This is a genomic window from Streptomyces aureus (assembly GCF_000725495.1).
In the GTDB taxonomy this organism is placed as follows: domain Bacteria; phylum Actinomycetota; class Actinomycetes; order Streptomycetales; family Streptomycetaceae; genus Streptomyces; species Streptomyces aureus_B.
In genome coordinates, this window is the sequence record NZ_JNZD01000004.1 from 480,928 (window position 1) to 502,662 (window position 21,735).

At 72.7% G+C, this 21,735-nt stretch carries 23 protein-coding genes; 14 read left to right on the forward strand and 9 right to left on the reverse strand.

Annotated elements, in window-relative coordinates; all coding sequences use genetic code 11:
* Positions 1–4: 4 nt before the first annotated feature.
* The 5 genes from IO36_RS08245 (at position 5) to IO36_RS08265 (ending at position 5,594) form a co-directional block, all read left to right on the forward strand.
* On the forward strand, positions 5–1,630 hold the full coding sequence (locus tag IO36_RS08245) for an MFS transporter (protein WP_037617692.1): 1,626 nt from the start codon (positions 5–7) through the stop codon (positions 1,628–1,630).
* Positions 1,631–1,805: 175 nt separating this feature from the next.
* Positions 1,806–2,003, forward strand: coding sequence for a hypothetical protein (locus tag IO36_RS08250; protein ID WP_037618493.1), 198 nt, complete (start codon positions 1,806–1,808; stop codon positions 2,001–2,003).
* Between the two features lie 163 nt (positions 2,004–2,166).
* Entirely contained in the window at positions 2,167–2,829 is a 663-nt protein-coding gene (locus tag IO36_RS08255; RefSeq protein ID WP_037617693.1) for an HdeD family acid-resistance protein, read from the forward strand.
* Between the two features lie 208 nt (positions 2,830–3,037).
* Positions 3,038–4,855 (forward strand): phospholipid carrier-dependent glycosyltransferase, encoded by a 1,818-nt coding sequence (locus IO36_RS08260; RefSeq protein ID WP_078943069.1) that lies wholly within the window; start codon positions 3,038–3,040, stop codon positions 4,853–4,855.
* A 307-nt stretch (positions 4,856–5,162) separates the two neighbouring features.
* A complete protein-coding gene (locus IO36_RS08265; RefSeq protein ID WP_037617696.1) occupies positions 5,163–5,594 on the forward strand; it encodes a glutaredoxin domain-containing protein in 432 nt (143 codons plus the stop codon).
* A gap of 21 nt (positions 5,595–5,615) precedes the next feature.
* Here IO36_RS08265 and IO36_RS08270 read toward each other — a convergent pair whose 3' ends face one another.
* The 4 genes from IO36_RS08270 to IO36_RS08285 all read right to left on the reverse strand — a co-directional run bounded on the left by IO36_RS08270 (position 5,616) and on the right by IO36_RS08285 (position 8,267).
* The gene (locus tag IO36_RS08270; protein ID WP_037617698.1) at positions 5,616–6,149 is read right to left on the reverse strand and encodes a flavoprotein; all 534 of its coding nucleotides are present in this window, start codon (positions 6,147–6,149) and stop codon (positions 5,616–5,618) included.
* 54 nt (positions 6,150–6,203) lie between these two features.
* Entirely contained in the window at positions 6,204–6,662 is a 459-nt protein-coding gene (locus tag IO36_RS08275) for a nuclear transport factor 2 family protein (protein ID WP_037617700.1), read from the reverse strand.
* A 76-nt stretch (positions 6,663–6,738) separates the two neighbouring features.
* Complete coding sequence (locus IO36_RS08280) at positions 6,739–6,945, reverse strand: ferredoxin (RefSeq protein ID WP_387703616.1); 207 nt, start codon at positions 6,943–6,945, stop codon at positions 6,739–6,741.
* 11 nt (positions 6,946–6,956) lie between these two features.
* Positions 6,957–8,267 carry a cytochrome P450 gene (locus tag IO36_RS08285; protein WP_063764837.1) on the reverse strand — a complete coding sequence of 437 codons (1,311 nt, stop codon included), beginning with the start codon at positions 8,265–8,267 and terminating at the stop codon, positions 6,957–6,959.
* Positions 8,268–8,624: 357 nt separating this feature from the next.
* Here IO36_RS08285 and IO36_RS08290 point away from each other — a divergent pair, with 357 nt between their 5' ends.
* Together IO36_RS08290 and IO36_RS08295 are read left to right on the forward strand one after the other, a co-directional pair.
* Positions 8,625–9,257, forward strand: coding sequence for a LysE family transporter (locus tag IO36_RS08290; RefSeq protein ID WP_037617702.1), 633 nt, complete (start codon positions 8,625–8,627; stop codon positions 9,255–9,257).
* 185 nt (positions 9,258–9,442) lie between these two features.
* Complete coding sequence (locus IO36_RS08295; protein ID WP_037617703.1) at positions 9,443–9,886, forward strand: nitroreductase family deazaflavin-dependent oxidoreductase; 444 nt, start codon at positions 9,443–9,445, stop codon at positions 9,884–9,886.
* 75 nt (positions 9,887–9,961) lie between these two features.
* Here IO36_RS08295 and IO36_RS08300 read toward each other — a convergent pair whose 3' ends face one another.
* Positions 9,962–11,137, reverse strand: a complete 1,176-nt coding sequence (locus IO36_RS08300; protein WP_245173168.1) for a cation diffusion facilitator family transporter — start codon at positions 11,135–11,137, stop codon at positions 9,962–9,964.
* Positions 11,138–11,312: 175 nt separating this feature from the next.
* On the opposite strand from IO36_RS08300, the gene IO36_RS08305 reads away from it, so the two are divergent.
* Positions 11,313–11,618: a DUF4235 domain-containing protein gene (locus tag IO36_RS08305; protein ID WP_037617704.1), complete on the forward strand. Its 306-nt coding sequence runs from the start codon at positions 11,313–11,315 to the stop codon at positions 11,616–11,618.
* Between the two features lie 307 nt (positions 11,619–11,925).
* On the opposite strand, the gene IO36_RS08310 is transcribed toward IO36_RS08305, so the two are convergent.
* Complete coding sequence (locus IO36_RS08310) at positions 11,926–12,672, reverse strand: TetR/AcrR family transcriptional regulator (protein ID WP_037617706.1); 747 nt, start codon at positions 12,670–12,672, stop codon at positions 11,926–11,928.
* Positions 12,673–12,814: 142 nt separating this feature from the next.
* Between IO36_RS08310 and IO36_RS08315 the strand changes: the two genes are divergently transcribed.
* From IO36_RS08315 to IO36_RS08330, 4 genes are all read left to right on the forward strand, one after another.
* Positions 12,815–14,308, forward strand: a complete 1,494-nt coding sequence (locus IO36_RS08315) for an APC family permease (RefSeq protein WP_037617707.1) — start codon at positions 12,815–12,817, stop codon at positions 14,306–14,308.
* A gap of 33 nt (positions 14,309–14,341) precedes the next feature.
* Positions 14,342–15,973: an amidohydrolase gene (locus tag IO36_RS08320; protein ID WP_037617708.1), complete on the forward strand. Its 1,632-nt coding sequence runs from the start codon at positions 14,342–14,344 to the stop codon at positions 15,971–15,973.
* Between the two features lie 122 nt (positions 15,974–16,095).
* Positions 16,096–16,458 carry a DUF1304 domain-containing protein gene (locus IO36_RS08325; protein ID WP_037617710.1) on the forward strand — a complete coding sequence of 121 codons (363 nt, stop codon included), beginning with the start codon at positions 16,096–16,098 and terminating at the stop codon, positions 16,456–16,458.
* Positions 16,455–17,009 (forward strand): TetR/AcrR family transcriptional regulator, encoded by a 555-nt coding sequence (locus IO36_RS08330; protein ID WP_037617712.1) that lies wholly within the window; start codon positions 16,455–16,457, stop codon positions 17,007–17,009. Before IO36_RS08325 ends, IO36_RS08330 begins: the two co-directional genes overlap by 4 nt.
* A gap of 49 nt (positions 17,010–17,058) precedes the next feature.
* Here the strand turns inward: IO36_RS08330 and IO36_RS08335 are convergent, their stop codons facing one another.
* Positions 17,059–17,868: a hypothetical protein gene (locus tag IO36_RS08335; RefSeq protein ID WP_051900256.1), complete on the reverse strand. Its 810-nt coding sequence runs from the start codon at positions 17,866–17,868 to the stop codon at positions 17,059–17,061.
* Between the two features lie 130 nt (positions 17,869–17,998).
* Entirely contained in the window at positions 17,999–18,976 is a 978-nt protein-coding gene (locus tag IO36_RS08340; RefSeq protein ID WP_245173169.1) for a GlxA family transcriptional regulator, read from the reverse strand.
* Between the two features lie 71 nt (positions 18,977–19,047).
* Between IO36_RS08340 and IO36_RS08345 the strand changes: the two genes are divergently transcribed.
* Together IO36_RS08345 and IO36_RS08350 are read left to right on the forward strand one after the other, a co-directional pair.
* Positions 19,048–19,998, forward strand: a complete 951-nt coding sequence (locus IO36_RS08345) for an NADP-dependent oxidoreductase (protein WP_037617716.1) — start codon at positions 19,048–19,050, stop codon at positions 19,996–19,998.
* A gap of 247 nt (positions 19,999–20,245) precedes the next feature.
* Positions 20,246–20,617, forward strand: coding sequence for an anti-sigma factor antagonist (locus IO36_RS08350; protein ID WP_037617719.1), 372 nt, complete (start codon positions 20,246–20,248; stop codon positions 20,615–20,617).
* Between the two features lie 42 nt (positions 20,618–20,659).
* Here the strand turns inward: IO36_RS08350 and IO36_RS08355 are convergent, their stop codons facing one another.
* Positions 20,660–21,613 (reverse strand): ribose-phosphate diphosphokinase, encoded by a 954-nt coding sequence (locus IO36_RS08355; protein WP_037617721.1) that lies wholly within the window; start codon positions 21,611–21,613, stop codon positions 20,660–20,662.
* Positions 21,614–21,735: the final 122 nt, after the last annotated feature.

The window sequence follows — 21,735 nt, forward strand, 5'->3', positions numbered from 1 at the left end:
ACCGGTGAGACAGTGGCGCGCACTGGCCGTGCTCGGGACGGCCCAGTTCCTCATGGTCCTGGACACCTCCGTCATGAACGTGTCCATCAGCCAGCTGGTGGAGGACTTCGACACCGAGGTGACCGCCATCCAGGCCGTCATCACGCTCTACGCACTGGTCATGGCCGCCTTCATGTCGACCGGCGGACGGCTCGGCGACATCCTCGGCCGCCGCCGGCTGTTCCTCGTCGGACTCGTCGTCTACGGCGTCGGGTCGGCCCTGACCGCGGTCGCGCCCACGCTGTGGATGCTCGCGCTCGGCTGGTCGGTGGTCGAGGGACTCGGTGCCGCGCTGGTGCTGCCCGCCATGGCGGCCCTGGTCGCGGAGTCGTACACCGGACGGGACCGGGCCGTCGCCTACGGGGTCATCGGCGGGCTCGCGGGCGCCGGCATCGCGGTCGGACCGCTGCTCGGCGGCTGGGTGACGACGTACCTCACCTGGCGGCTGGTCTTCGCGGGCGAGGTGGTCGTGGTGATCGCGATGCTCTGCTTCCGCGGGGCGATCCCCGAGTCGCCCCGGACGGAGCACCGGCCCCGGCTCGACGGCGTGGGCGCCTTCCTGTCGGCGGCCGGCCTGGGCCTGGGCGTGCTGGGCGTCCTCCAGAGCGGCACCTGGGGATGGGTGCAGCCGCAGAACCCTCCCTTCACCGTCTTCGGCTTCGCCCCGACCCTGTTCGTGGTCGCGGCCGGGGTGGCCGTGCTCGCCGTGTTCGCCAAGTGGGAGCGCCGCAGGGAGGCACGGGGAACCGACCCGCTCATCCATCTGGCGCTGCTGCACCGGCTGCCCCTGCGCTCGGGCCTGCTGACGCTGGTCAGCCAGAACCTCATCCTGCTGGGGCTGTTCTTCGCCATCCCCCTGTATCTCCAGGTGGTGCAGGGGTTCGACGCGTTCCAGACGGGACTGCGGCTGCTCCCGGTATCCGTCACGATGCTGCTGGCCTCCGTCCTGGCCTCCCGGCTCGGGCGGGTGATGGGGCCGCGCCGGGTGGTCCGGCTGGCCCTGCTGACCTTGCTCGGAGCGATCACCTGGCTGCTGGCGACCATCCAGCCGGTCATCGACGACGCCTCCTTCGCCGGAGCCATGGCGCTGCTGGGCGTCGGCATGGGCCTGCTCGCCTCGCAGTTGGGCAACGTCGTGCAGTCCACCGCCGGGGAGGAGGAGCGCAGCGAGGTCGGCGGGCTCCAGTTCACCGCGCAGAACCTGGGGTCCGCACTCGGCACCGCGCTGATCGGGTCGATCCTGGTCGGCGCCCTGGCCCACGCCTTCACCACCCAGGTGGCCAAGCACCCGGACGTGTCACAGGAGGCGCGCACGCAGACGAGCATCGCGCTCGAGGCGGGCATCAGTTTCGTCCCCACCGACCAGGTGCGGTCCGCGGCCGAACAGGCCGGGCTGCCGCCGGCCGAGGTCGACGCCGTCACGGAGTCCTACGCGTCGGCGCAGCTGAACGGTCTGAAGGCGGCGATCCTGGCGGCCGGCGGCATCACGCTCGCCAGTTTCCTGGTCACGACGCATCTGCCGACCGGGCGGACGGGTCGCGGGAAGGAAGCGGGCCCGGACTCCCGGGACGTGCCCCTCGAACCGGCATGACCGCTCGGACGGCTCCCCGGCCCCCCGGTCTTCTCGCCGCCCAGTTACCTCGTGCGCCCCTCAGCCGCCCCAGGTTCACCTTCTGCGGGTGAGGGCGGACGGTGGCCGCGGGCGGATGATCGTGGGGAAGGGTGCCGTCCGCACGCCCCAGGCCGCCCGCCGGGGGGAGCCCCGCATGCAGTACGAGATCCGCGTCGAGGGACATCTCTCGGAGACGCTTTCCGAGGCGTTCCCGGAGATGGACCACGTGCTGATCTCGGGCCAGACCATCCTGTTCGGACCGGTCGTCGACGAGGCGCACCTGTACGGGCTGCTGGCCCGCTGCCGGACGCTCGGCCTGCGGGTGGTGGAGATGCGCCAACTGCCCGGGTGACAGGGCGCCCCGGCCCCCGGCCCCCGGCTCCCGGCTCACTTGAGGATCACCCGTCGGGGGTGAGCCGCCGGGCGGCGTCGCGCGGGACCGTGGATGCCGGGAATCCACCCACCGTCCCGTCGGCGGTCCGCGACCGGTCCGCTCGACCGCGTGAGGAGGAACCATGACGGATTCGCCTGGTCCGGCACCGCACACCGGATCCGAACCCGGGCCCGGGGGCCGGACCTACGCGCCCCCGAGCGACCCCGCGGTGCTGCTGGACCGCGTCGGCGCCTCCTGGACCTGGCTGCTCGGCTCGGCCGTCGCGACGCTGATCCCCGGCATCCTGATCCTGGTCTGGCCGGAGGAGACCCTGCACGTCCTCGCGGTGCTCCTCGGTCTCTACCTGCTGGTGATCGGCGTCTTCCGGTTCGTGTCCGTCTTCGGCCACCGGGAGCAGGGCAACCGCTTCGCCACCCTGCTGATCGCGGTGCTCTACGTCCTGGCCGGCGTCCTGTGTCTGCGCCACCCGATGCAGACCATCGCCGCGCTGTCCCTGATCCTCGGCGTCGTCTGGCTCGTGTCCGGCGTGCTGACCGCGTACACCGCCCTCGCCGCCCGGGACCTCCCGCACCGCGGGTTCGTGCTGTGCGGCGCGGCGATCGGCATCATCGCGGGCATCGTCGTCCTGGCCCTGCCGACCGAGTCGGCGCGTGCCCTGACCCGGCTGCTCGGTCTGTGGATGGTGCTGATCGGCCTGGTCGAACTGGCCGTGGCCTTCGCCTGGCGGGCCGCCCTGCGCCGGGCGGTGGCCCTGACGCCCCGTGACCCGGCCTCGCCCTACTGAGGCGGGGCCGAGACAGAGGAGGCCGGGCACTCCCCGCTCCGCGCACACCGCCGCCCACGATTCCTCGAGTTGTGCGCGGGGCCGGGGCATACTCGTGACTCCCCTGCCTGGGCGCCGGCCGGATCATCCGGCCGGCGCCTCGACGCGTACCCGAATCCGTGGGCCCGCCCGGTGAGCAGGCTCGTACGGAGCGGACGTAACAAAGGGCATGCCGACATTCCTGGCCAGCAGGCACGACGAACGCGCGCCGGTGACGGGCGCGGTGGCGCCGCACCCCCTCCTCGCGCGGCTGCGGCGGCACCGGAGCGCCCTGTTCGTGGTGGCCGTGGCCCTGCTGCTGGTCCAGATGGCCGTCGCCATGGTCAGTACGGCCGTGGAGCAGACGCCGACCATCGACGAGCCCGTGTACGTGGGCGCGGCGACGGTGTACGTCCAGCAGCACGACCTGCGCTACAACCCCGAGCACCCGCCGCTCGGCAAGCTGATCATCGGGACCGGTCTGCTGTTCGCTCACCCGCACCTCGACCCCGGGTTCCGGGGCGACCAGACCGAGCTCGGACGGCACGTCCTGTACGAGTCGGGCAACGATCCCTGGCGGGTGATGCTGTGGGCCCGGCTGCCGGTGATCGTGCTGACGCTGCTGTTCGGGCTGGTCGTCCTCGCGTTCGCCCGTGAACTGGCGGGCCGCACCGGCGCGTTGGTGGCCCTCGCGCTCTACGCGTTCTCGCCCGACGTCATCGCCCACGGCTCGCTTGCCACGCTCGACGTGCCCGCGGCGGGATTCCTGCTGACGTCCGTGTGGCTGGTGTGGCGGGCCCGGCGGCGGCCGCTCCCGTACCTGCCGCTCTCCGCGGCGGCGCTCGGCGCGGCGGTGGCGACGAAGATGAGCACGCTGCCGGCGATCCCGGTGGTGCTGCTCCTCGCGATGGCGTCGGTGTGGCACGCGCGCCGTCCCGAAGGCGGGACCGTACAGCCGACCGTGCCGGACGCGGACGGCGGGACCGTACAGCCGACCGTGCCGGACGCGGACGGCGGGACCGCACAGCCGTCCGGCATCCGGCCGAACGTCCGGCTGCTCGGACAGGCCGCCGCGTGGGCCGCCGGGATGGCCGTGGTGGTGGTCGCCGTGGTGTGGGCGGCGTATCTCGCGGTCGATCCCCGGCTGCGCTGGTGGGCGCCCGCGGACCTCCCGGCCGTGCACGGGCTGCGCGCCTTCCTCATCGGCCACCTGCCCCTGCCGGCGCCCTACCGGGACGGGATGCGGGTCCAGTTCGGCTTCGAGAACGCCACCTGGCAGGGCTTCCTGTTCGGCCACCTCTACCGGGGTCACCTCTGGTACTACCTGCCGGCCGCGCTGCTGGTGAAAACCCCGCTCGGCATGGCGGCGTTGTGGGCGGCCGGGTCGCTCGCCCTGCTGACCGTACGCCGGCTGCGCCCCGCGGCCCCGTACCTCCTGATCCCCCCGGCGCTGCTGCTCGCCACGGCGATGACCGGCTCCCGCGACCTCGGCGTGCGCTACGCCCTGTTCATGCCGGTGTTCCTCGCGGTGGCGGCGGGCTGCACGGTCGCGGCCGGACGGGAGGCGTGGCCACGGCGGGCGGGGACGGCGAGGGTCGGGAGCGTGACGACGGGGCTGGTCCTGTTCGTCGCCGTCAGCTCGCTGCTGACGTACCCCTACTACCTCCCCTACGCGAACGAGGCGTTCGGCGGTCCGGCGAAGACGTATCTGCGTCTGCACGACTCGAACGTCGACTGGGGCCAGGACCTCGGCCGGCTGGCCGACCGGCTGAAGGAGCGCCACCCGCACCAGCGGGTGTGGCTGGTCTACAAGGGCGCCGGGGTGCCGTCCGCCTACGGCATCGAGGCGCGGGATCCCCGCACGGTGCCGGCGGCCCGGGTGCACGGGCTGCTGGTGGTGTCCGACACCGCGATCGACAAGGCCGACGCCCGGCTGAGGTCGCTGCTCGCGACGAGCCGCCGGATCGACGAGGTCGGCCACTCGATGACCCTGTTCCGCAGGCCCTGACCCCACGGCCGGAGCCCCGGCCCCCGAGGGTCCCGAAGGCGCCGGCCGGGCCCGCGAGATCCGTCACGGGTGGGTCCGGACGCCACCCGAGCCGTCCCGTGGACGGGCCGAGTGAACACGTGGACCGATAGTTCCAGCCACGATCTATCGGGGTGGCCGGTTTCTGGTGCATGGTGTCCCTGTGGGTTCCGGATCTCCCAGGTGAAGGCCCCGCTCGGGCCACCGTGCTTCGGATCCGCGGAGCCCGCCGCACCTCCCGGCTCCCCACGGGAGGCTCGCGGCACGTGCGTTGCTACCCTGCGTCCCCATGATGCGCGCCTGGACACTACCGGCACTGCTCGCGCTCTGCGGGGCGGCCGTCTCGACACGGCTCTTCCTCGGAGGGAACGCCGGTGCGGCCTCGGTCGTCCTGCTGGTCTTCCTGGTGCTCGGAGGCATGAACTCGCCCCTGGTCTTCCCGAAATCGGTCAGCGCGCCGGAGGCGCGCGAACGCAGCGCCGTGGACGGCCGGCCGGTCGTCTTCTGGAGGCCGGGCTGCGCGTACTGTCTGCGCCTGCGCGTCCGGCTGGGCCTTCGTGCCCGTCACGCGCACTGGGTGGACATCTGGCGCGACCCGGCGGGAGCGGCCGAGGTCAGGGCGGTGAACGGCGGCGACGAGACCGTACCGACCGTCCTCGTGGCCGGACGGGCCCACACCAACCCCGACCCCGCGTGGTTGCGCGAGCTGCTCGCCCCGTAGCCCTGAACCGGCGGAGCGTGCTCAGGGTTCGGGTGCCAGGAGGTCCAGTACCCGTTCCCAGGGGAACTCGTCCCGTTCCCCTTCCTGCCGGGGTTCCGCCGTGTGGGTGCCGGCGAAGCGGACGCCCATGGCGGTGAGGCGTTCGACGCTCGCCCGGTAGGCGGGGTGGGCCGCCAACGCCTCGTTCACGCACGGGAGTACGGCGATCGGGACACCGAGTCCGTACGCCTCGCAGAGGGTTCCCAGGGCGAGGGTGTCGGATATCCCGGCCGCCCACTTGTTGACCGTGTTGAAGGTGGCCGGCGCCACGGCCACCGCGTCCGGCGCCGGGAAGGGACGCGGGTCCCCCGGGGCCCGCCAGGCGGAGCGGATCGGGCGGCCGGTCAGCTCCTCGACGGCCGCGGCGTCGAAGAAGCCGAGGCTCTGGGGCGTCGCGATGACCCCGACCTCCCAGCCCCGCTCCCGCGCCGCCGCGATCAACCGGCCCACGCCCGCGGCGACTCCGGCCGCGCACACGACGACGTAGAGGAAGGGCTTCCCGCTGGGTTCGCTCACGGGGGCACCTTAGTGAAGATCCACGGCGAGGGGCGGGCCGGGCTCCGGTGCCGCCTAATGAAGCGGGAAACTCCGTCCCCGTTCGGACTCCGGGCGCGGCCCGTGGATCCGGCGCTCTGTCTCCTCGATCCGTACGTCGTTGATGGATGCCTCGCGCCGGGCCATCAGGCCGTGCTCGTCGAACTCCCACAGCTCGTTGCCGTACGAGCGCCAGCACCGGCCGTCCGCGTCCCGCGACTCGTACTGGAAACGGACCGCGATGCGGTTGCCCTCGAAGGACCACAGGTCCTTGCGCAGGGCGTACTCGTGCTCGCGGGCCCACTTCGCGGTCAGGAACTCCACGATCGCCGCACGGCCCGTGACGAAGGTGTCCCGGTTCCGCCAGACCGAGTCCTCGGTGTAGGCGAGCGAGACCTTGTGCGGGTCGCGGGTGTTCCAGGCGTCCTCGGCCGCCTGGACCTTCTGGAGCGCGGTCTCGCGGGTGAAGGGCGGCAGGGGCGGACGGTCGGCCACGGTGACTCCTCGACGCACGGAACACGGACACGGGTACAGGCGCAACAGTAGGTGAAGCGGATGCACCCGGGACGAGTCAGGTGGCGTGCTCGGTCACCGTGATCGCCCCGACCGGACAGGCCCGTGCCGCCACCCGCAGCATCGGGTCGCGCTCGCCCTCCCCGCTGTCCGGCAGCACTTCGCTGAATCCGTCGTCGTCCTGGGTGAACACACCCGGTGCGGCGAGGGCGCACTGGCCCGCGCCGATGCAGACGTCCCTGTCGATCGTGACGCCGATGTCCACGGTGCGGCCCCTCACCAGGTCACGGGGAGTTCCAGCATCCCCTGGATCGTGTCCCCGGGCTTGAACGGCACGGTGTCGGCGGGGACCGCGAGCCGCAGGCCGGGGAACCGGTCGAACAGCGAGCGCAGCGCGATCTCCATCTCGGCCCGCGCCAGGTTCTGGCCGAGGCACTGGTGGATGCCGAAGCCGAACGCGACATGGTGCCGGGCCGACGGGTGGCGGGCCGGGCGCTGCCAGTCCAGGGCGTCGGGCTCGGGGAAGGCCTGCTCGTCGCGGTTGATGACCGACGTGGAGAAGACCACGCCGTCGCCCTCGTGGATCGTCGCCCCGGCGATCTCGATGTCCCGGACCGCGACCCGCAGCAGCCCGTCCGTGATGGACAGGAACCGCAGCAACTCCTCCACGGCGGCGGGCATCAGAGCCGGCTCGGCCACCAGCTCCGCGAGATGCTCCGGATGCCGGAGCAGCGTGAAGGTGCCCAGCGAGATCATGTTCGCCGTCGTCTCGTGCCCCGCGACGAGCAGGATGGTCGCCAGCGAGACCAGTTCCTCGCGGTCCACCTTTCCCTCGCGCAGCTGGTCGCGGACGAGTTCGTCGAGGAGCCCGTCCCCGGGTTCCTTCTCCTTGCGGTCGATCAACGTGCCGAAGTAGGCGTCGAGTTGATCGCGCGCGTCCTCGATGTCGGCCGCGTCCGGGCCCCGCAGCAGCCTGCGGGACTGCGCCTCGAAGAACTCGTGGTCGCCGTAGGGGACTCCGAGGAGCGCGCAGATCACCATGGAGGGCACGGGGAGCGCGAAGTCGTTCACCAGCTCGGCGTGCGGACCCTGCCCGGCCATGCGGTCGAGCAGCCCGTCGACGGTCTCCTGGATGCGGGGGCGCAGTGCGGCGATCCGCTTGAGGGTGAAACTCGGTACCAGCAGCCGGCGTTGGACGTGGTGCTCGGGGTCGTCGAGCCCCAGCAGCGCGATCCTGCGGTTGCGTGCCGCCGCGAACCGCTCGGTGACGGCCGGGAACGCGGGCAGCGTGCGGTCCGAGGACAGCCGCGGGTCGGCGAGCAGTTCACGGGCGGCGCCGTGCCCGGTGACCACCCAGACGCCCCGCCCGTCGAAGAGGGAGACCCGTGACAGCGGACGACCCCGGCGCAGTGGTTCGTAGCCGGCGGGCGGTTGGTAGGGGCAGGTCCGGTCCTGCGGGAAGACGACCGGTTCGACGGCCGGGTCGACGACTGATCCGACGAGTGGTTCAACAACCGGTTCGACGGCCGGTCGCCCGGGCCCTTCGGGCCGGTCTGCCGGGGATCGGGTCAGGGGCGTGTGTGTCATGAGTGACCTCGCAAGCGACGGTTCCCTCTTTCCGATCTTCATTAGATGCCCCAGGCACCTATACGGCCACGGGAAGTTCGGCCAGATGAGCCGCTCGCACGATCTGGCCGAAGCGCGGTGGGCGTGGTTCCGTTCTCCGCGGCGTTCCGGCCCCCGGCGGCACCGTGCCCGCCCGCCCGTGGCTCGAAGTCCTCGGGAGACCCCTTCCGAAAACGGGTTGCGCGGGCACGTCCGGCGGTCCGAACATCTGCCCATGTCCATGAACGAAGCCTTCCTGCCGCCGACCTCCGCCGCCGTCCGTCCGGTGCGGGTCCAGCAGCAGCCCGGCCGACCCCGGAGGCCCGAGCTTCCCCGGTCGTGACGGCCGCGCTCGTCGCGGGGCTTCTCGCGGGCCTTGGCATCGCCATGCCCGTCGGAGCGGTCGCGACCTATCTCGTCTCCCTCACCGCACGTACGTCGCTGCGGATCGGCGCCTCGGCCGCGCTCGGCGTCGCGACGGCCGACGGTCTCTACGCGCTGGCCGCCGCCCTCGGCGGCACCGCGCTCGCGGCCGTGCTCCAGCCGGTGATGCTCCCGCTCAGCCGGGTCTCCGCGCTGGTCCTGGCCGTCCTGGCGGTCCACGGAGCGATCGGCGCGGTCCGCCGGTACCGCGGGCGCCGGCTCGCCGAACGGACCGTCCAGGATCCCCCGCACCCCGGCCGCGCGTATCTGGCGCTGCTCGGGATCACCCTCCTCAACCCCACCACGGTCGTGTACTTCGCCGCGCTGGTGCTCGGCAGCCGGACGGCCGAGGCGGTCGGTCCGCTGGACCAGGGGGTGTTCGTCCTCGCCGCGTTCGCCGCGTCCGCGGGCTGGCAACTGCTGATCGCCGGCGGCGGTGCCCTGCTCGGCCGGGCCCTGACGGGGCACCGCGGGCGGCTGGTGACCGGGCTCGTGTCGAGCGCCGTGATCATGCTCCTCGCGGTACGCGTCCTGGCGGCCCCGTCATGACCCCCGGGGGCATCCTCCGGGCGCCCCCGCGGCGGACCGGAAGCCGCGCCCCGGGCGCGCCCCTCACCGGGCGATCGGCCCGGAACCCGGAGCCACGCGGGCCGCGGTGCGGAAGATTCGCGTCCACGCTGGTGTTGAATCGAGCCGAGACACGACCAGTCCGACGCGACGATGGGACGGAAGTCATGCCACTCGAGGGCGAGTACGAGCCGAGCCCCACCCAGTGGGTCCGGGACCAGGTGGAGTTGTACGAGAGTTCCGGTGGCACCAAGGGCACGACCCTGATGGACACCGGCATGCCGGTCATCATCCTCACGACGCGCGGGGCCAAGAGCGGCAAGATCCGCAAGACCCCCCTGATGCGCGTCGAGCACGACGGACGGTACGCCGTGGTCGCCTCGCTCGGCGGTGCCCCGAAGCACCCGGTCTGGTACCACAACGTCGTCTCGGACCCGCACGTCGAGCTCCAGGACGGACCCGAGCGCAAGGAGTTCACGGCCCGGGAGATCACCGGCGAGGAGAAGGACCGGTGGTGGGAGCGCGCGGTCGCCGCGTACCCCCCGTACGCCGACTACCAGAAGAAGACGGACCGGGTGATCCCCGTCTTCGTCCTGGAGCCGGCGGGCTGACCCCGGCCGGCCCGCCGCTCCCCGGGTCCCGCCGTCCGCGGGTGCATGAACCGGGGAACGGCGGGCACCCGCTCCTCAGGCCCCGCCGCGCTCCCCCGTCGCGGCGGGGCTTCCCGCTGCGTCCCGCCCCGCGGCCGCCCGCGCCGCCCGGGCGTCGGTGACGTCGAGGAAGATCTGGTCGGTGCCGGGGAAGGTGTGGGCGACCGACCGCTTGATCCGGACGGCGACCTCCTCGACCTCCTCGCTGTCGAGCCCGGGGACCAGGTCGATCCGGGCGGCGACCAGGGTCGAGTCGAGACCGAGCTCCATGGTCAGCAGCGCCTCGACGCTGTCGATCTCGGGCTGCGCCTTCAGCAGTTCGCGGATCCGGCCGCTCTGCTCCTCGTCGACCGCCCGTCCGATGAGCTGCTCGCGGGCGTCGCTGCCGAGCCAGAAGGCGATGCACACCAGCAGCAGTCCGATCGCGAAGGAGGCGCAGGCCTCCCACACGACCTGGCCCGTGACCATGTGCAGGACCATCCCGATGATCGCGAGAGTCACGCCGAGCACGGCGGTCCCGTCCTCGGCGACGACCGTGCGCAGCGCCGGGTCCCGCAGGCCGTCGCCGCCCTTGCCGCGCACCTGGAACAGCGCCCGCAGCAGCGAGGCACCCTCCGCGAGCAGGGCCACGACCAGCACCGCGATCCCCGTCATATAGCCGCCGAAGGACTCCTCGGCCCCGTTGCGGAGCGCCTCGAACCCCTGGAAGAAGGAGAAGCAGCCGCCCATGACGAAGATGCCGACGGCGGCGAGCAGGGACCAGAAGAACCGCTCCTTGCCGTAGCCGAAGGGATGCCGCCGGTCGGCGGGCCGGCGGCTGCGGCGCAGCGCGGCGAGCAGGAACACCTCGTTCAGACTGTCCGCCACCGAGTGGGCGGCCTCCGAAAGCAGCGCGGGCGATCCCGAGATCAGCCCGCCCACCGCCTTGGCCACGGCGATCACCAGATTGGCGCCCAGCGCCACGATGACGGTGACCTTGGTCCTGCCGTCGGCACCGCCGGAGTCGCCCGCACCGTCCGAGGAGTCCGAACGGCCCGAGCCCTTCGATCCGCCCGAGCCGTGCGAGCCGTTCGGGCCGTGCGATCCGCCCGAGCCGTGCGAGCCGTGCGAACCGTCCGAGGCGTGCGGCCCGTTCGGGCCGTGCGAACCGTCCGGGCCGGCCTCCCCGCTCCGCCGCTGCCGCGTCGACGGATCGCGGTCCGTCCCGTCCACCGGTCGTGTCCTGTCTTCACCACTCACACGGCCCGGTTTCCCAAGAGGCCCCGCCTCACACCGCCCGGCCGGGAGAATCGGGCCGAGGGGTACGAGTGCGACGCACCGGGCACCCGTACCCGGTGGAAGGAGGCCGCCGCAGGTCCGCGGCCTCGCGAGCGGAGAAGGAGCCTCGGTGTCCGGGAAGCGGAAGAAGCGCAAACTGTCGCTGGCCTACAAGCCGGTCGGCTTCGTACTGAGCTGGGCCGGAGGCGCGCTGGCGGGACTCGCGTTCCAGAAGACCTGGATGGCGATCCGCCACGAGGAGGACGCGCCCGACGCGCTCGACCGGGACCGCGGCTGGGGCGAGGTGCTGCTCGCCGCGGCCCTGCAGGGCGCGATCTTCGCCGTCGTGCGCAGCGCGGTGGACCGCTCGGGCGCGAAGGCCATCGAACGGTCCACGGGCGTCTGGCCCTCCCGCGACCCGTCGGGCCGTGACTGACCGGAACGGGCCGGGTCCGTCGGGTGTGCGTCCCGGAGGGGCCAGTCCTTGCGAGGCGTGTGGCAGACGGGTCGGGTCCGTCGGGTGCGCGTGGCAGACAGGTCGAGTCCCTCGGGTGCGCGTGACGGGCCGGGTCCCATCGGATCCGGATGCCTGACGGACCGGGTCCGTCGGATCCGCGTGCCGGACGGGCCGGGTCCGTCGGATGCGCGTGGCGGACGGATCGAGTCCGTCGGATCCGGGTGGCAGGGCGGTGGCAGCCGACCGCCACCGCCCTGCCCGTACCGGGTTCCCCCGTACCGGGATCTCAGTCGGCCACCGGCCCCCTGCCGTCTCCACCCCCGGTGATCTCCGCGAGCCGCGCGGCCGCCGCGCTCAGCAGCAGGTCGAGCGCGGTCGGATAGGCGCTGCGCCGCATGTCCTGCACGAGGTGGCGTGCCGTCGCCGCGATGTTCGGGTGGCTGTCGGCGGGCAGCCGGGCGTACATCGCCCGCCACACCCCGGCCTCGGCGTCACGGGCGGCCGGGGGCAGGGCGAGGCTCGCCGCGTCCAGGGCCGCGAACGCGAGGGCCTGGTCGACGAAGGCGTGATAGATCCGTACCGCCTCGGGATCGGGGAATCCCGCCCCTCGGAGCACCCCGAGGATGGTCTCCACCGCCTGGATCTCATGGGCCCGGCCGGTCACCCGGTACGAGCTGAGCACCGCGGCCTGCGGATGGGCGAGGGACCCCGCGTGCACGCGCAGGCCGAGTTCCCTGAGGTCGGCGCGCCAGTCCCCGGTGGGATGCCAGTCCTGCAGGGTCCGGCCGATCAGCTCGTCCGCGATGGCCAGCAGCAGATCGTCGGTGTCGCGGAAGTACCGGTACAGGGCGCTGGGGTCGGCGCCGAGGGCGAGGCCGAGCCGGCGGACGGTGAGGGCGTCGGCGCCGTGCTCCTTCAGCAGCCGCAGCGCCGTCTCGACGATCAGTTCCTCGGACAGGACGACGCCGGACTTGGTGGGGCGTCTGCGCCGCCGGGCGGTGGGCGGGACGACGCGGTCGCTGGTGGACGTCATGGGCTCTCCCTTCCCGGCGGGGTCACCGGCTCCCTCCGGTGCGGGCACCTTATGTCAACAGCGTTGACCTGTTAAGTCCCCGGGCAGTTTCATTTCCGGTCATCGGGCCGGTATCAGGCCCCGGGTGTGATCGGAGCAGGTCATGACGCAGCAGTCGTACGGTGTGGATCCCCCGTCCCTGCGCAAGACGCTGGGCGTTCTGGACGGTGTCGCCATCGCCGCCTCCAGCACGGCGGCGACGACCAGCATCGGGATCGGTCTCGGAGTGACGGCGGGGGTGGTCGGGCTGCATCTGCCGGCGATCATGCTGCTGGCCTTCGTGCCGATCCTCGGGATCGCGGGCGCGTTCTCCCGGCTGAACAAGGTCGAGCCGAACGCGGGCAACGGCTACGTGTGGGTGGGCCGCTCGCTCAGTCCCTGGCTGGGCTTCCTGGTCGGCTGGGTGAGCATCGTGGCCACCGTGGCCTTCCTCGCGTACACCACGGCGGTGACCGGGTCGGCGATGATGCAGCTCGCCGGGCAGGCGGGGCTGCACTCGGTGGCGGGCCTGGAGCTCGACCCGGGCTCGACCGCCCAGACCACGGCCGTGGGTGTCGTGGTCCTGGTGGCGGTCACGCTGACGGCGGTGACCGGGGTCAAGACGGCCGCGCGGCTCCAGAGCGGGCTGCTGGTCTTCGAGTACGTCGTGCTGCTGGGCTTCTGCGCCTACGGGATCGTGACCGGTCCGCACCCCTTCAGCCTCAGCTGGTTCGACCCCTTCCAGATCCCGTCGGCGACCGCGCTGGCGCAGGGACTGCTGCTGTCGGTCTTCTGTTACTGGGGCTTCGAGGCCGCGTTCACCGTGAACGAGGAGGTGCGCGACCCGCGGGACGCCTCTCGGGCCGGGACCATCACGCTGGTGACGATGCTGGGCCTGTTCGTCCTCGGCTCGGTGGCCTTCCAGCGGGTGCTGTCCGAGGACGAGCTGGCCGGGCACGGCGCCGAGGGTCTGGCGTTCCTCGGGAACCGGCTCGCCGACCAGCCGCTGGCCGCGCTGCCCCTGGTGGCGCTGATGTTCTCGGCGGTCGCCTCGCTCCAGGCGGGCGTGATCCCGACGGCCCGCGGGATGTTCGCGATGAGCCGGGACCGTACGCTCGGGCCCGTCTGGTCCAAGGTCAGCACCCGCTACGGGACTCCGGCGGCCGGCACCCTGCTGATCGGCGCGATGGCCGTGGTGGTGGCGACACTCTCGCTGGTGATCCCCCGCCTGGCCGACATGATCATGGCTACGGTCAACGCCGTCGGGATCGTCGTGGCCCTGTCGTACGCGCTCATCGCGCTCGCGGCGGCCGCCCGGTTCCGCGGACTGCTGCGCGAGAACCGGTGGGAAGGGATACGAGCGGTCGTGCTGCCCGCGCTGAGCGCGGTGGCGCTGCTCGGCCTCGGCGGCTACCTCGCCTGGTCCTTCTACGACTCGACCGATCACCTCGAGATCAGCGCGGACAACGGCTGGTTCCTGCTGCTCACCCCGACCCTCATGATCGTCTCGGGCTTCGCGGCTGGCGCCTGGGCCAAGTGGGGCCGCAAGTCGGCCTACTTCACCACCGGACGGGGAACCGACGCCGACGCTCCCGAACTCCTCGCCGTCACCGACTGAGCGCCTCCGGCGCCCCCACCAGGAAACGGAACCATGCACGCTGACCTTCTCTTCACCGGCGGACCGGTGTTCACTCCCGAGGGCCGCACCGCTACCGCGGTGGCCGTGACCGGCGGACGGATCACCGCCGTCGGGAACGCCGAGGTCCTCGAACTCGCCGGTCCCCGCACCGAGGTGGTCGACCTGGCCGGGCGGCTGCTGCTGCCCGGGTTCCAGGACGCCCACGTCCACCCGGTCCCGGCCGGTCTGGAACTCGCCCAGTGCGATCTCACCGGCGCCCGGACCGCGGAGGACACCGTGGCCGCCGTCCGCGCGTACGCCGAGGCCCACCCCGAGCGGGAGTGGATCACCGGCGGCGGCTGGTCCATGGAGGCCTTCGCGGGCGGTACGCCGACCAAGGAGCTCCTGGACACGGTCGTACCGGACCGGCCCGTCTATCTGCCCAACCGCGACCATCACGGCGCCTGGGTCAACAGCCGCGCCCTCGAACTCGCCGGTGTCACCCGGGACACCCCCGACCCCGCCGACGGACGCTTCGAACGGGACGCCTCGGGCGAGCCCACCGGCATGCTCCAGGAAGGAGCCATGCAGTCGGTCGGCCGGCTCACTCCCCCGGCCACGCCCGCCGACCGGCTCGCCGCCCTGCTGGGCGCCCAGCGGCATCTGCACGCGCTCGGCATCACCGCCTGGCAGGACGCCATGGTCGGCGCCGTCCCCGGCATGGAGGACCCGACCGAGGCGTACACGGCGGCGGCCCGCGAGGGGTCGCTGACCGCGCGGGTGGTCGGCGCCCTGTGGTGGGACCGGGCGCGCGGCGCCGAGCAGATCCCCGAACTGGTCGAGCGGCGGGCCGCGTTGGCGCTCGGCAGGTTCCGCGCCACCAGCGTCAAGATGATGCTGGACGGCGTCGCCGAGAACGGCACCGCCGCGCTGCTCGACCCCTACCTCGACAAGTGCGGCTGCGCCACGGCGAACCGGGGCAAGCGGTTCATCGATCCCGAGCATCTGCCCGCGTACGTGACGGAGTTGGACGCGCTCGGGTTCCAGTGCCACTTCCACGCGCTCGGCGACGGCGCCGTACGGCACGCCCTGGACGCCGTGGAGGCGGCGCGCAAGGCCAACGGGCCGAGCGACACGCGTCCGCATCTGGCGCACCTCCAGGTCGTGCACCCCGAGGACGTCCCCCGCTTCGCGGCGCTCGGCGCCACGGCGAACATCCAGCCGCTGTGGGCCGCTCACGAACCGCAGATGGACGAGCTGACCATCCCGTTCCTCGGGCCCGAACGCTCGGCCTGGCAGTACCCGTTCGGGTCGCTGCTGCGCTCGGGCGCGCGGCTGGCGGCGGGCAGCGACTGGCCGGTCAGCAGCCCGGACCCGCTCCAGGGCATCCATGTCGCGGTCAACCGGGTGAGCCCCGACGAGCCGGGTCCGGTGTTCCTGCCGGCCGAACGCGTCGATCTCACCGCCGCGCTGACGGCGTACACCGCGGGAGCGGCGTACGTGAACCACCTAGACGACACGGGAAGCGTGCGGGTCGGCGCCCTCGCCGACCTCGTCGTCCTGGACCGCGACCCCTTCACGGGACCGCCGGAGGCGATCAAGGAGACCGGGGTCGCACTCACCTACGTCGAAGGGGAGCGCGTGTACGCGGCACCGGACGCCTGACCGGACCGACCTCGGGACTTCCTGGACACTCGTCCAGCTATAGTGGACACCTGTCCATGAAATCCGCGGACACCTGTGACACCCGTCCAGGAGGTCCCGAGGCGTATCGGAGTCCACCGACGATGGAGACGACCGCGAACGTGCTGGTGGCCCTGGTGGCCGTGCTGCACGTGTACATCCTGGTGCTGGAGATGTTCCTGTGGCAGAAGAAGCCCGGGCGCGGGCTGCACGGACTCGACGCCGCGATGGCGCGGGAGACCGCGCCGCTCGCCGCGAACCAGGGGCTCTACAACGGCTTCCTGGCCGCGGGCCTGGTGTGGGGCTTGGTCGCGGCCGACCCCACCGGCCACGACGCGCAGGTGTTCTTCCTGAGCTGTGTGGTCGTCGCGGGCGTGTTCGGATCGGTCACCGCGAACCGCCGGATCCTGTTCGCCCAGGCCCTGCCGGGGGCCCTGGCCCTCGCCGCGGTCCTGATCGCCGGATGACGCCCGACGACCCGCGCGCCGCCCGGACCCGCGCGAAGCTGCGCCAGGCCCTGCTGGAGGAGTGCGCGGAGCACCCCCTGGAGGAGACCGGCGTCGCCGCGCTGGTGCGGCGGGCCGGGGTCGGCCGGGCCACCTTCTATGTGCACTACGCCGATCTGGAGGCGCTCGCGGTCGACGCCTGCGCCGATGTCGTCCGCGAGGCCGTGGAGGCGCTGCACGCCTGGCGCGGCCGGCCCGACCCGGTGTCGGCGCCGCCCGCGCTGCGCGCCTTCTTCACCGGACTCGCCCCGCACGCCGGCCTCTACCGGGCGCTGCTGAGTCCGGGCGGCGGGGGCCCGCTCGGCCTGGTGCTCCACCGCGACCTGCGGGCCCGCAGCCTGGCCGAGCGCACGCTCGCCGGCGCGCCGGACGCCCCCCTCGTCGCCTCCGCGGTGGCCGCCACCTTCGCGGGCGTCCTCGGCGACTGGCTGCACGGACTCCTGGAGGGCACCCCGGACACCGTCGCGGACGAGGTCTGGCAGCTCCTCGTGGCCCTGCACAGGAGCAGGTGACACCCCGGGCCGCGCGGATGCCCGCGTGCCCGGGGGCGAAGCCGGCACCTCATCTGCAGCCGAAGCGCGACGCGGTCGCCGGCCAGGCCTCCACCCCGTCGGGGGTCCTCACGTACGCCGTCCTCCGGTCCGGCGTCAGCCACAGCCGCCAGTCGTGGAACCGGTAGCCGGTGTCCCGCGCGTCGGCGGGCATGCGCACGTGCGCCCGGTAGGCGGCGGTGAGGCTTCCGGGCGGCAGGACGCCGTGCGGATCGCGCCCGTACTGGCGGCCGTAGCGGCCGAGATCGAGGAAGTGGGCGCTCTGCCAGTCGCAGTGCTCGGCACCGGGCGAACTGCTCACCGAGGTGGTCGGCACCCGGTGGCCGTAGCGGTCCGTCCAGATCTCGTACCCGTGCGCCTTCGTCCAGTTCGCCGGGAACTCGGAGGGGTCGCAGGACGCGCTGGTCTCCGGCCCCCAGCCCGGTCGCCGCGGCTGGTCCTTGGCCACGACGACGGCCACCTTGGTGCGGCCGCCGACGTCGTACGAGAACAGGACCCGGTCGCCCTCGGAGCGCTCCACCCGGTAGCCCCGCTCCGGCAGTTCGGGCTTGTAGATGTCGAAGTACGCCTTCAGCCCCTCCTCCGGCGTCGACCCGCCGTCCCCCTTGCTCCAGGCGTCACCGGCGTCGCCCGCGCGGATCGCTCCGTCGCACTCCAGCGCCCGGCCGGCCGCGCCCGCGCTCTCCTGCGCGTCCCCGTCCTCCCCCGTCGTGTACGGCAGGTCCAGCCGCCCCGCGTACGGCGTGGCGGGCACGGTGCCCGTCACCACCAGGGCGTCGTACCCGTCCCCGCCGCAGCCCGCCGCCACGAGCCCCATCATCAGCACCACCGCCGCCGCCACGATCCCGTCGCGCTTGCCCACCGCCGCCCCCTCCGCCCGTCGTCCGTCGTCCGTCCTTCTACGACGCACGGGTGCGGAGGTTCGTTCGACCGCCGGCGCGGGATCCGGCTCAGCGGGCGGTCTGGAAGGTCCGGCGGTACGTCTGCGGAGAGACGCCGATCGTCGCGTGCAGGTGCTGGCGCAGCGAGGCGCCCGTAGCGAACCCGACCTCGCCGGCGATCCGGTCCACCGGCAGATCGCTGGCCTCCAGGAGATGCCGGGCGCGGGAGACGCGCTGCTGGATGAGCCAGCGGCCGGGGCTCTGGCCCACCTCGTCGTTGAAGCGGCGGGCGAAGGTGCGCAGGCTCATTCCGGCGTGGGCGGCGAGATCGGCCAGGGTCAGCGGGTCGCCGAGGCGGGCCAGCGCCCAGTCGCGGGTGGCGGCCGTGCTCGCCGTCGAGGGCTCGGGGACGGGCTGCTCGATGAACTGGGCCTGACCGCCCTCGCGCAGCGGCGGGACCACACAGCGCCGGGCCACCTTGTTGGCCAGTTCGCTGCCGTGGTCCCGGCGGATGAGGTGCAGACAGATGTCGATGCCGGACGCGGCTCCGGCCGAGGTCAGGATGTCGCCGTCGTCGACGAACAGCACGTCCGGGTCCAGGTCGACCCGCGGGAACCGGCTCCGGAACTCGTCGGTCACGCACCAGTGCGTGGTCGCCCGCCGCCCGTCCAGCAGTCCGGCGGCGGCCAGCACGAACGCGCCCGTGCAGATGGACACCACCCGGGCGCCGGGGCGGACGAGCGCGAGTGCGGCGGCCGTCTCGTCGGTGAGGGAGGCGGCGATACGGGCCGGGGTGACGGCCGCGATCACCACGGTGTCCGCCGTGCTCAGGACCTCGGGGCCGTGGTCGACGGCGACCGAGAAGTCGGCGGCGGTGCGGACCGGGCCCCCGTCGACGGTGCAGGTCACCACCTCGTAGCGGCCGTCCGCCGCGCCGAGGATGCGGCTGGGCATGCCCAGCTCGAAGGGATAGACGCCGTCGAGCGCCAGGACGACGACCCGCTCGGCCCGGGTCCGCTTCTCCATCTGCTCCTGCTCCTGCTTCATGGCACGATCTTATCGAAGGTTGGCAATCATGCCATTTTCTGCCGGGGCGCCCCGGGGCAGGCTGGTTGACCATGAGCACTGAGAACACCATGCGAGCCATCGGCCAGACCGTCCTCGGCGGCCCCGAGGTCCTGAAGGAGATCACCCTGGAGAGGCCGTCGCCCCGGCCGAACGAGATCCTGGTCCGGGTACGGGCCGCGGGCGTCAACCCGACCGACTGGAAGCACCGCGCGACCGGCGGGTTCCTCGGCGAACCCCCCTTCGTCCTCGGCTGGGACGTCTCCGGCGTGGTCGAGGCGACCGGGATCGGCGTCGCCGCCTTCCGGCCCGGGGACGAGGTCTTCGGCATGCTGCCCTACCCCTTCGGACACGGCTCGCACGCCGAGTACGCGACCGGACCCGCCCGCGCCTTCACCCGCAAGCCGGCCGGAATCGACCACGTCCAGGCCGCCGCCCTCCCGCTGGTCTCCCTCACCGCCTGGCAGGCGCTGACCGAGCAGGCCGGGGTGCGCCCCGGGCAGCGGGTGCTGATCCACGCGGCGGCCGGCGGGGTCGGTCACGTGGCCGTCCAGATCGCGAAGTCGCTCGGCGCGCACGTGATCGGCACGGCGAGCGCGGGCAAGCACGACTTCCTGCGGTCCATCGGCGTGGACGAGCCGGTCGACTACACGTCCGTCGACTTCGCCGAGGCAGTGCGGGACGTCGACGTCGTCCTGGACACGATCGGCGGCGAGACGGGACTGCGCTCCCTGCGCGTGCTGCGCCCCGGCGGCGTGGTCGTCTCGATCCTGCCGGTCGGGTCCGACGCCTTCTACGAAGAGGCCGAACGGCTCGGGGTCCGGGCGGTGCGGATGCTGGTGGACGCCGACCGGACGGGCATGGAGGCGGTCGCGGACCTCGTCGAGAAGGGCGCGCTGCGCGCCACGGTCGCCAGGACGTTCCCGCTGGCCGACGCCGCCGAGGCACACGCGCTGGGCGACACGGGCCGGACCACGGGCAAGCTCGTGCTGGTGGTCGACTGATCAAGCGGAGATCGCCCGGCCGCGCACAATTGGCCAACTCGCCCCACACAGTGAAGACATATGTCAATCGAACATGCTGGAATTCACCTCAACGAGGGTAACTTGCAGAGCAGGAAACGGATTTGCTCCGCACCGGCGCCCGGGTCGTGTCCAGTGATCGCCTGACATGTGGTCACCCCCGGCCTCCGGTGAGCGTGTCCTGCTGCCGTCGGGAGCGGGCCGACAGCCGGCTGGAGGTGATGTCCGCGTGGCGAGCGACTTCGCGCCGTGCACCAAGCATGTGCGGATCACCCATGACCACGGTCATGTGGTGCTGGAGTTGCACGGGGAGATCGACATCCTCTCCACGACGGAGATCACCCCGGTCCTGGACGCGGTGACCTCGGAGCCCGCACCGCAGGTCGTGATCGACCTGCGGTGCGTCGAGTTCTTCGACTGCTCCGGCCTGCGGCTGCTGTACCGCGCGCGAAGCCGCGTCCACGACCGGGGCGGCCGGCTGCACCTGGTCTGCACCCACGCACTGACGCTGCGGATGATCCGGCTGACCGGGCTCGCACGCGTGCTGCCGCCGTCGGCGTCAGTGGAGGAGGCGCTCGGCCGCCAGGCGGCTACTCCCTGATCCTCTTCACCCGTCCGGCACCCACCGTCCGGCCGCCCCTGCCTACTGGTTGCGGGGCGCGTCGAACAGGGCGCTGACGGACTCCCCGTTGTGAATGCGCCGGACCGCCTCGGCGAGCGCCGGGGCGATGGACAGGACGCTGAGCTTTTCGGTGTACTCCTCGTCCGGGACCGGCACCGTGTTGGTGCAGACGATCTCCAGGACGTCGGGCTGTTCACTGAGCCGCTTGAGCGCGCCCGCCGCGAACAGACCGTGGGTGCAGGCGATCCTGATCGAGCGCGGCCCCAACTCGCGCAGCCGGTCCAGGAGTTCGAGGACCGTGCTGCCCTTGGCTATCTCGTCGTCGAGCACGATGACATCGCGGCCCGCTATCTCGCCGATGACGGAGTTGATGCTCACCCGGTCGTCGGCGAACCGCTGCTTGGCGCCGGCCGCCACCTGGGCGCCGATCAGCCGCGCGAACGCGGCGGCCTCCTTGGCGTTGCCGAGGTCGGGCGAGACCACCGTCGTCCGCGACAGGTCGTTGGTCCGGAAGTGCGCGGCCAGTTCCCGCAGGGCGTGCAGATGGTCGACCGGGACCGAGAAGAAGCCGTGCACCTGCGGGGAGTGCAGCGTCATCGCCAGGACGCGGCTCGCGCCGGCGGCCACCAGCAGATCCGCCACGAGCCGGCCGCCCAGCGAGATCCGCGGCATGTCCTTCTTGTCCGAACGGGCGTACGAATAATGCGGCATGACCACGGTGATCCGCCCGGCGGAGGCGCCGCGCGCCGCGTCGCACATCATCAGCAGCTCGACCAGGTGCTCCTGCACCGGAGTGACCAGGGGCTGCACGAGGAAGACGTCACGCTCGCGGCAGTTGGCCTGGAGCTGGACCTCCAGGCAGTCGTTGGCGAACCGGCTGACCCGGGTCGGGCTGAGCGGCACCCCGAGGTGCGCACAGAGCTCCGCCGCGAGCTCTGGATGGGCACTACCGCTGAACACGGCGATGTCACGCACGTCGGCTCCTCGCACGGTCTGACCGGACGCGCCTGTCCCCGGGCGCAAGATCGCCCGGAGCGCGCACTTCATGCTACTGGGCACCTTTCAGGCCTTCGACCGGGGGATTTCCGGCCGCCGAC

Bases quoted from the DNA above. Each gene is read 5' to 3' on its own strand.
- IO36_RS08250 (WP_037618493.1), top strand. From the start codon at position 1,806: ATGCAGTACGAGATCCGCGTCGAGGGACATCTCTCGGAGACGCTTTCC.
- IO36_RS08255 (WP_037617693.1), top strand. From the start codon at position 2,167: ATGACGGATTCGCCTGGTCCGGCACCGCACACCGGATCCGAACCCGGG.
- IO36_RS08260 (WP_078943069.1), top strand. From the start codon at position 3,038: ATGCCGACATTCCTGGCCAGCAGGCACGACGAACGCGCGCCGGTGACG.
- IO36_RS08265 (WP_037617696.1), top strand. From the start codon at position 5,163: ATGATGCGCGCCTGGACACTACCGGCACTGCTCGCGCTCTGCGGGGCG.
- IO36_RS08285 (WP_063764837.1), bottom strand. From the start codon at position 8,267: ATGACACACACGCCCCTGACCCGATCCCCGGCAGACCGGCCCGAAGGG.
- IO36_RS08295 (WP_037617703.1), top strand. From the start codon at position 9,443: ATGCCACTCGAGGGCGAGTACGAGCCGAGCCCCACCCAGTGGGTCCGG.
- IO36_RS08310 (WP_037617706.1), bottom strand. From the start codon at position 12,672: ATGACGTCCACCAGCGACCGCGTCGTCCCGCCCACCGCCCGGCGGCGC.
- IO36_RS08315 (WP_037617707.1), top strand. From the start codon at position 12,815: ATGACGCAGCAGTCGTACGGTGTGGATCCCCCGTCCCTGCGCAAGACG.
- IO36_RS08320 (WP_037617708.1), top strand. From the start codon at position 14,342: ATGCACGCTGACCTTCTCTTCACCGGCGGACCGGTGTTCACTCCCGAG.
- IO36_RS08325 (WP_037617710.1), top strand. From the start codon at position 16,096: ATGGAGACGACCGCGAACGTGCTGGTGGCCCTGGTGGCCGTGCTGCAC.
- IO36_RS08330 (WP_037617712.1), top strand. From the start codon at position 16,455: ATGACGCCCGACGACCCGCGCGCCGCCCGGACCCGCGCGAAGCTGCGC.
- IO36_RS08335 (WP_051900256.1), bottom strand. From the start codon at position 17,868: ATGATGGGGCTCGTGGCGGCGGGCTGCGGCGGGGACGGGTACGACGCC.
- IO36_RS08340 (WP_245173169.1), bottom strand. From the start codon at position 18,976: ATGAAGCAGGAGCAGGAGCAGATGGAGAAGCGGACCCGGGCCGAGCGG.
- IO36_RS08345 (WP_037617716.1), top strand. From the start codon at position 19,048: ATGAGCACTGAGAACACCATGCGAGCCATCGGCCAGACCGTCCTCGGC.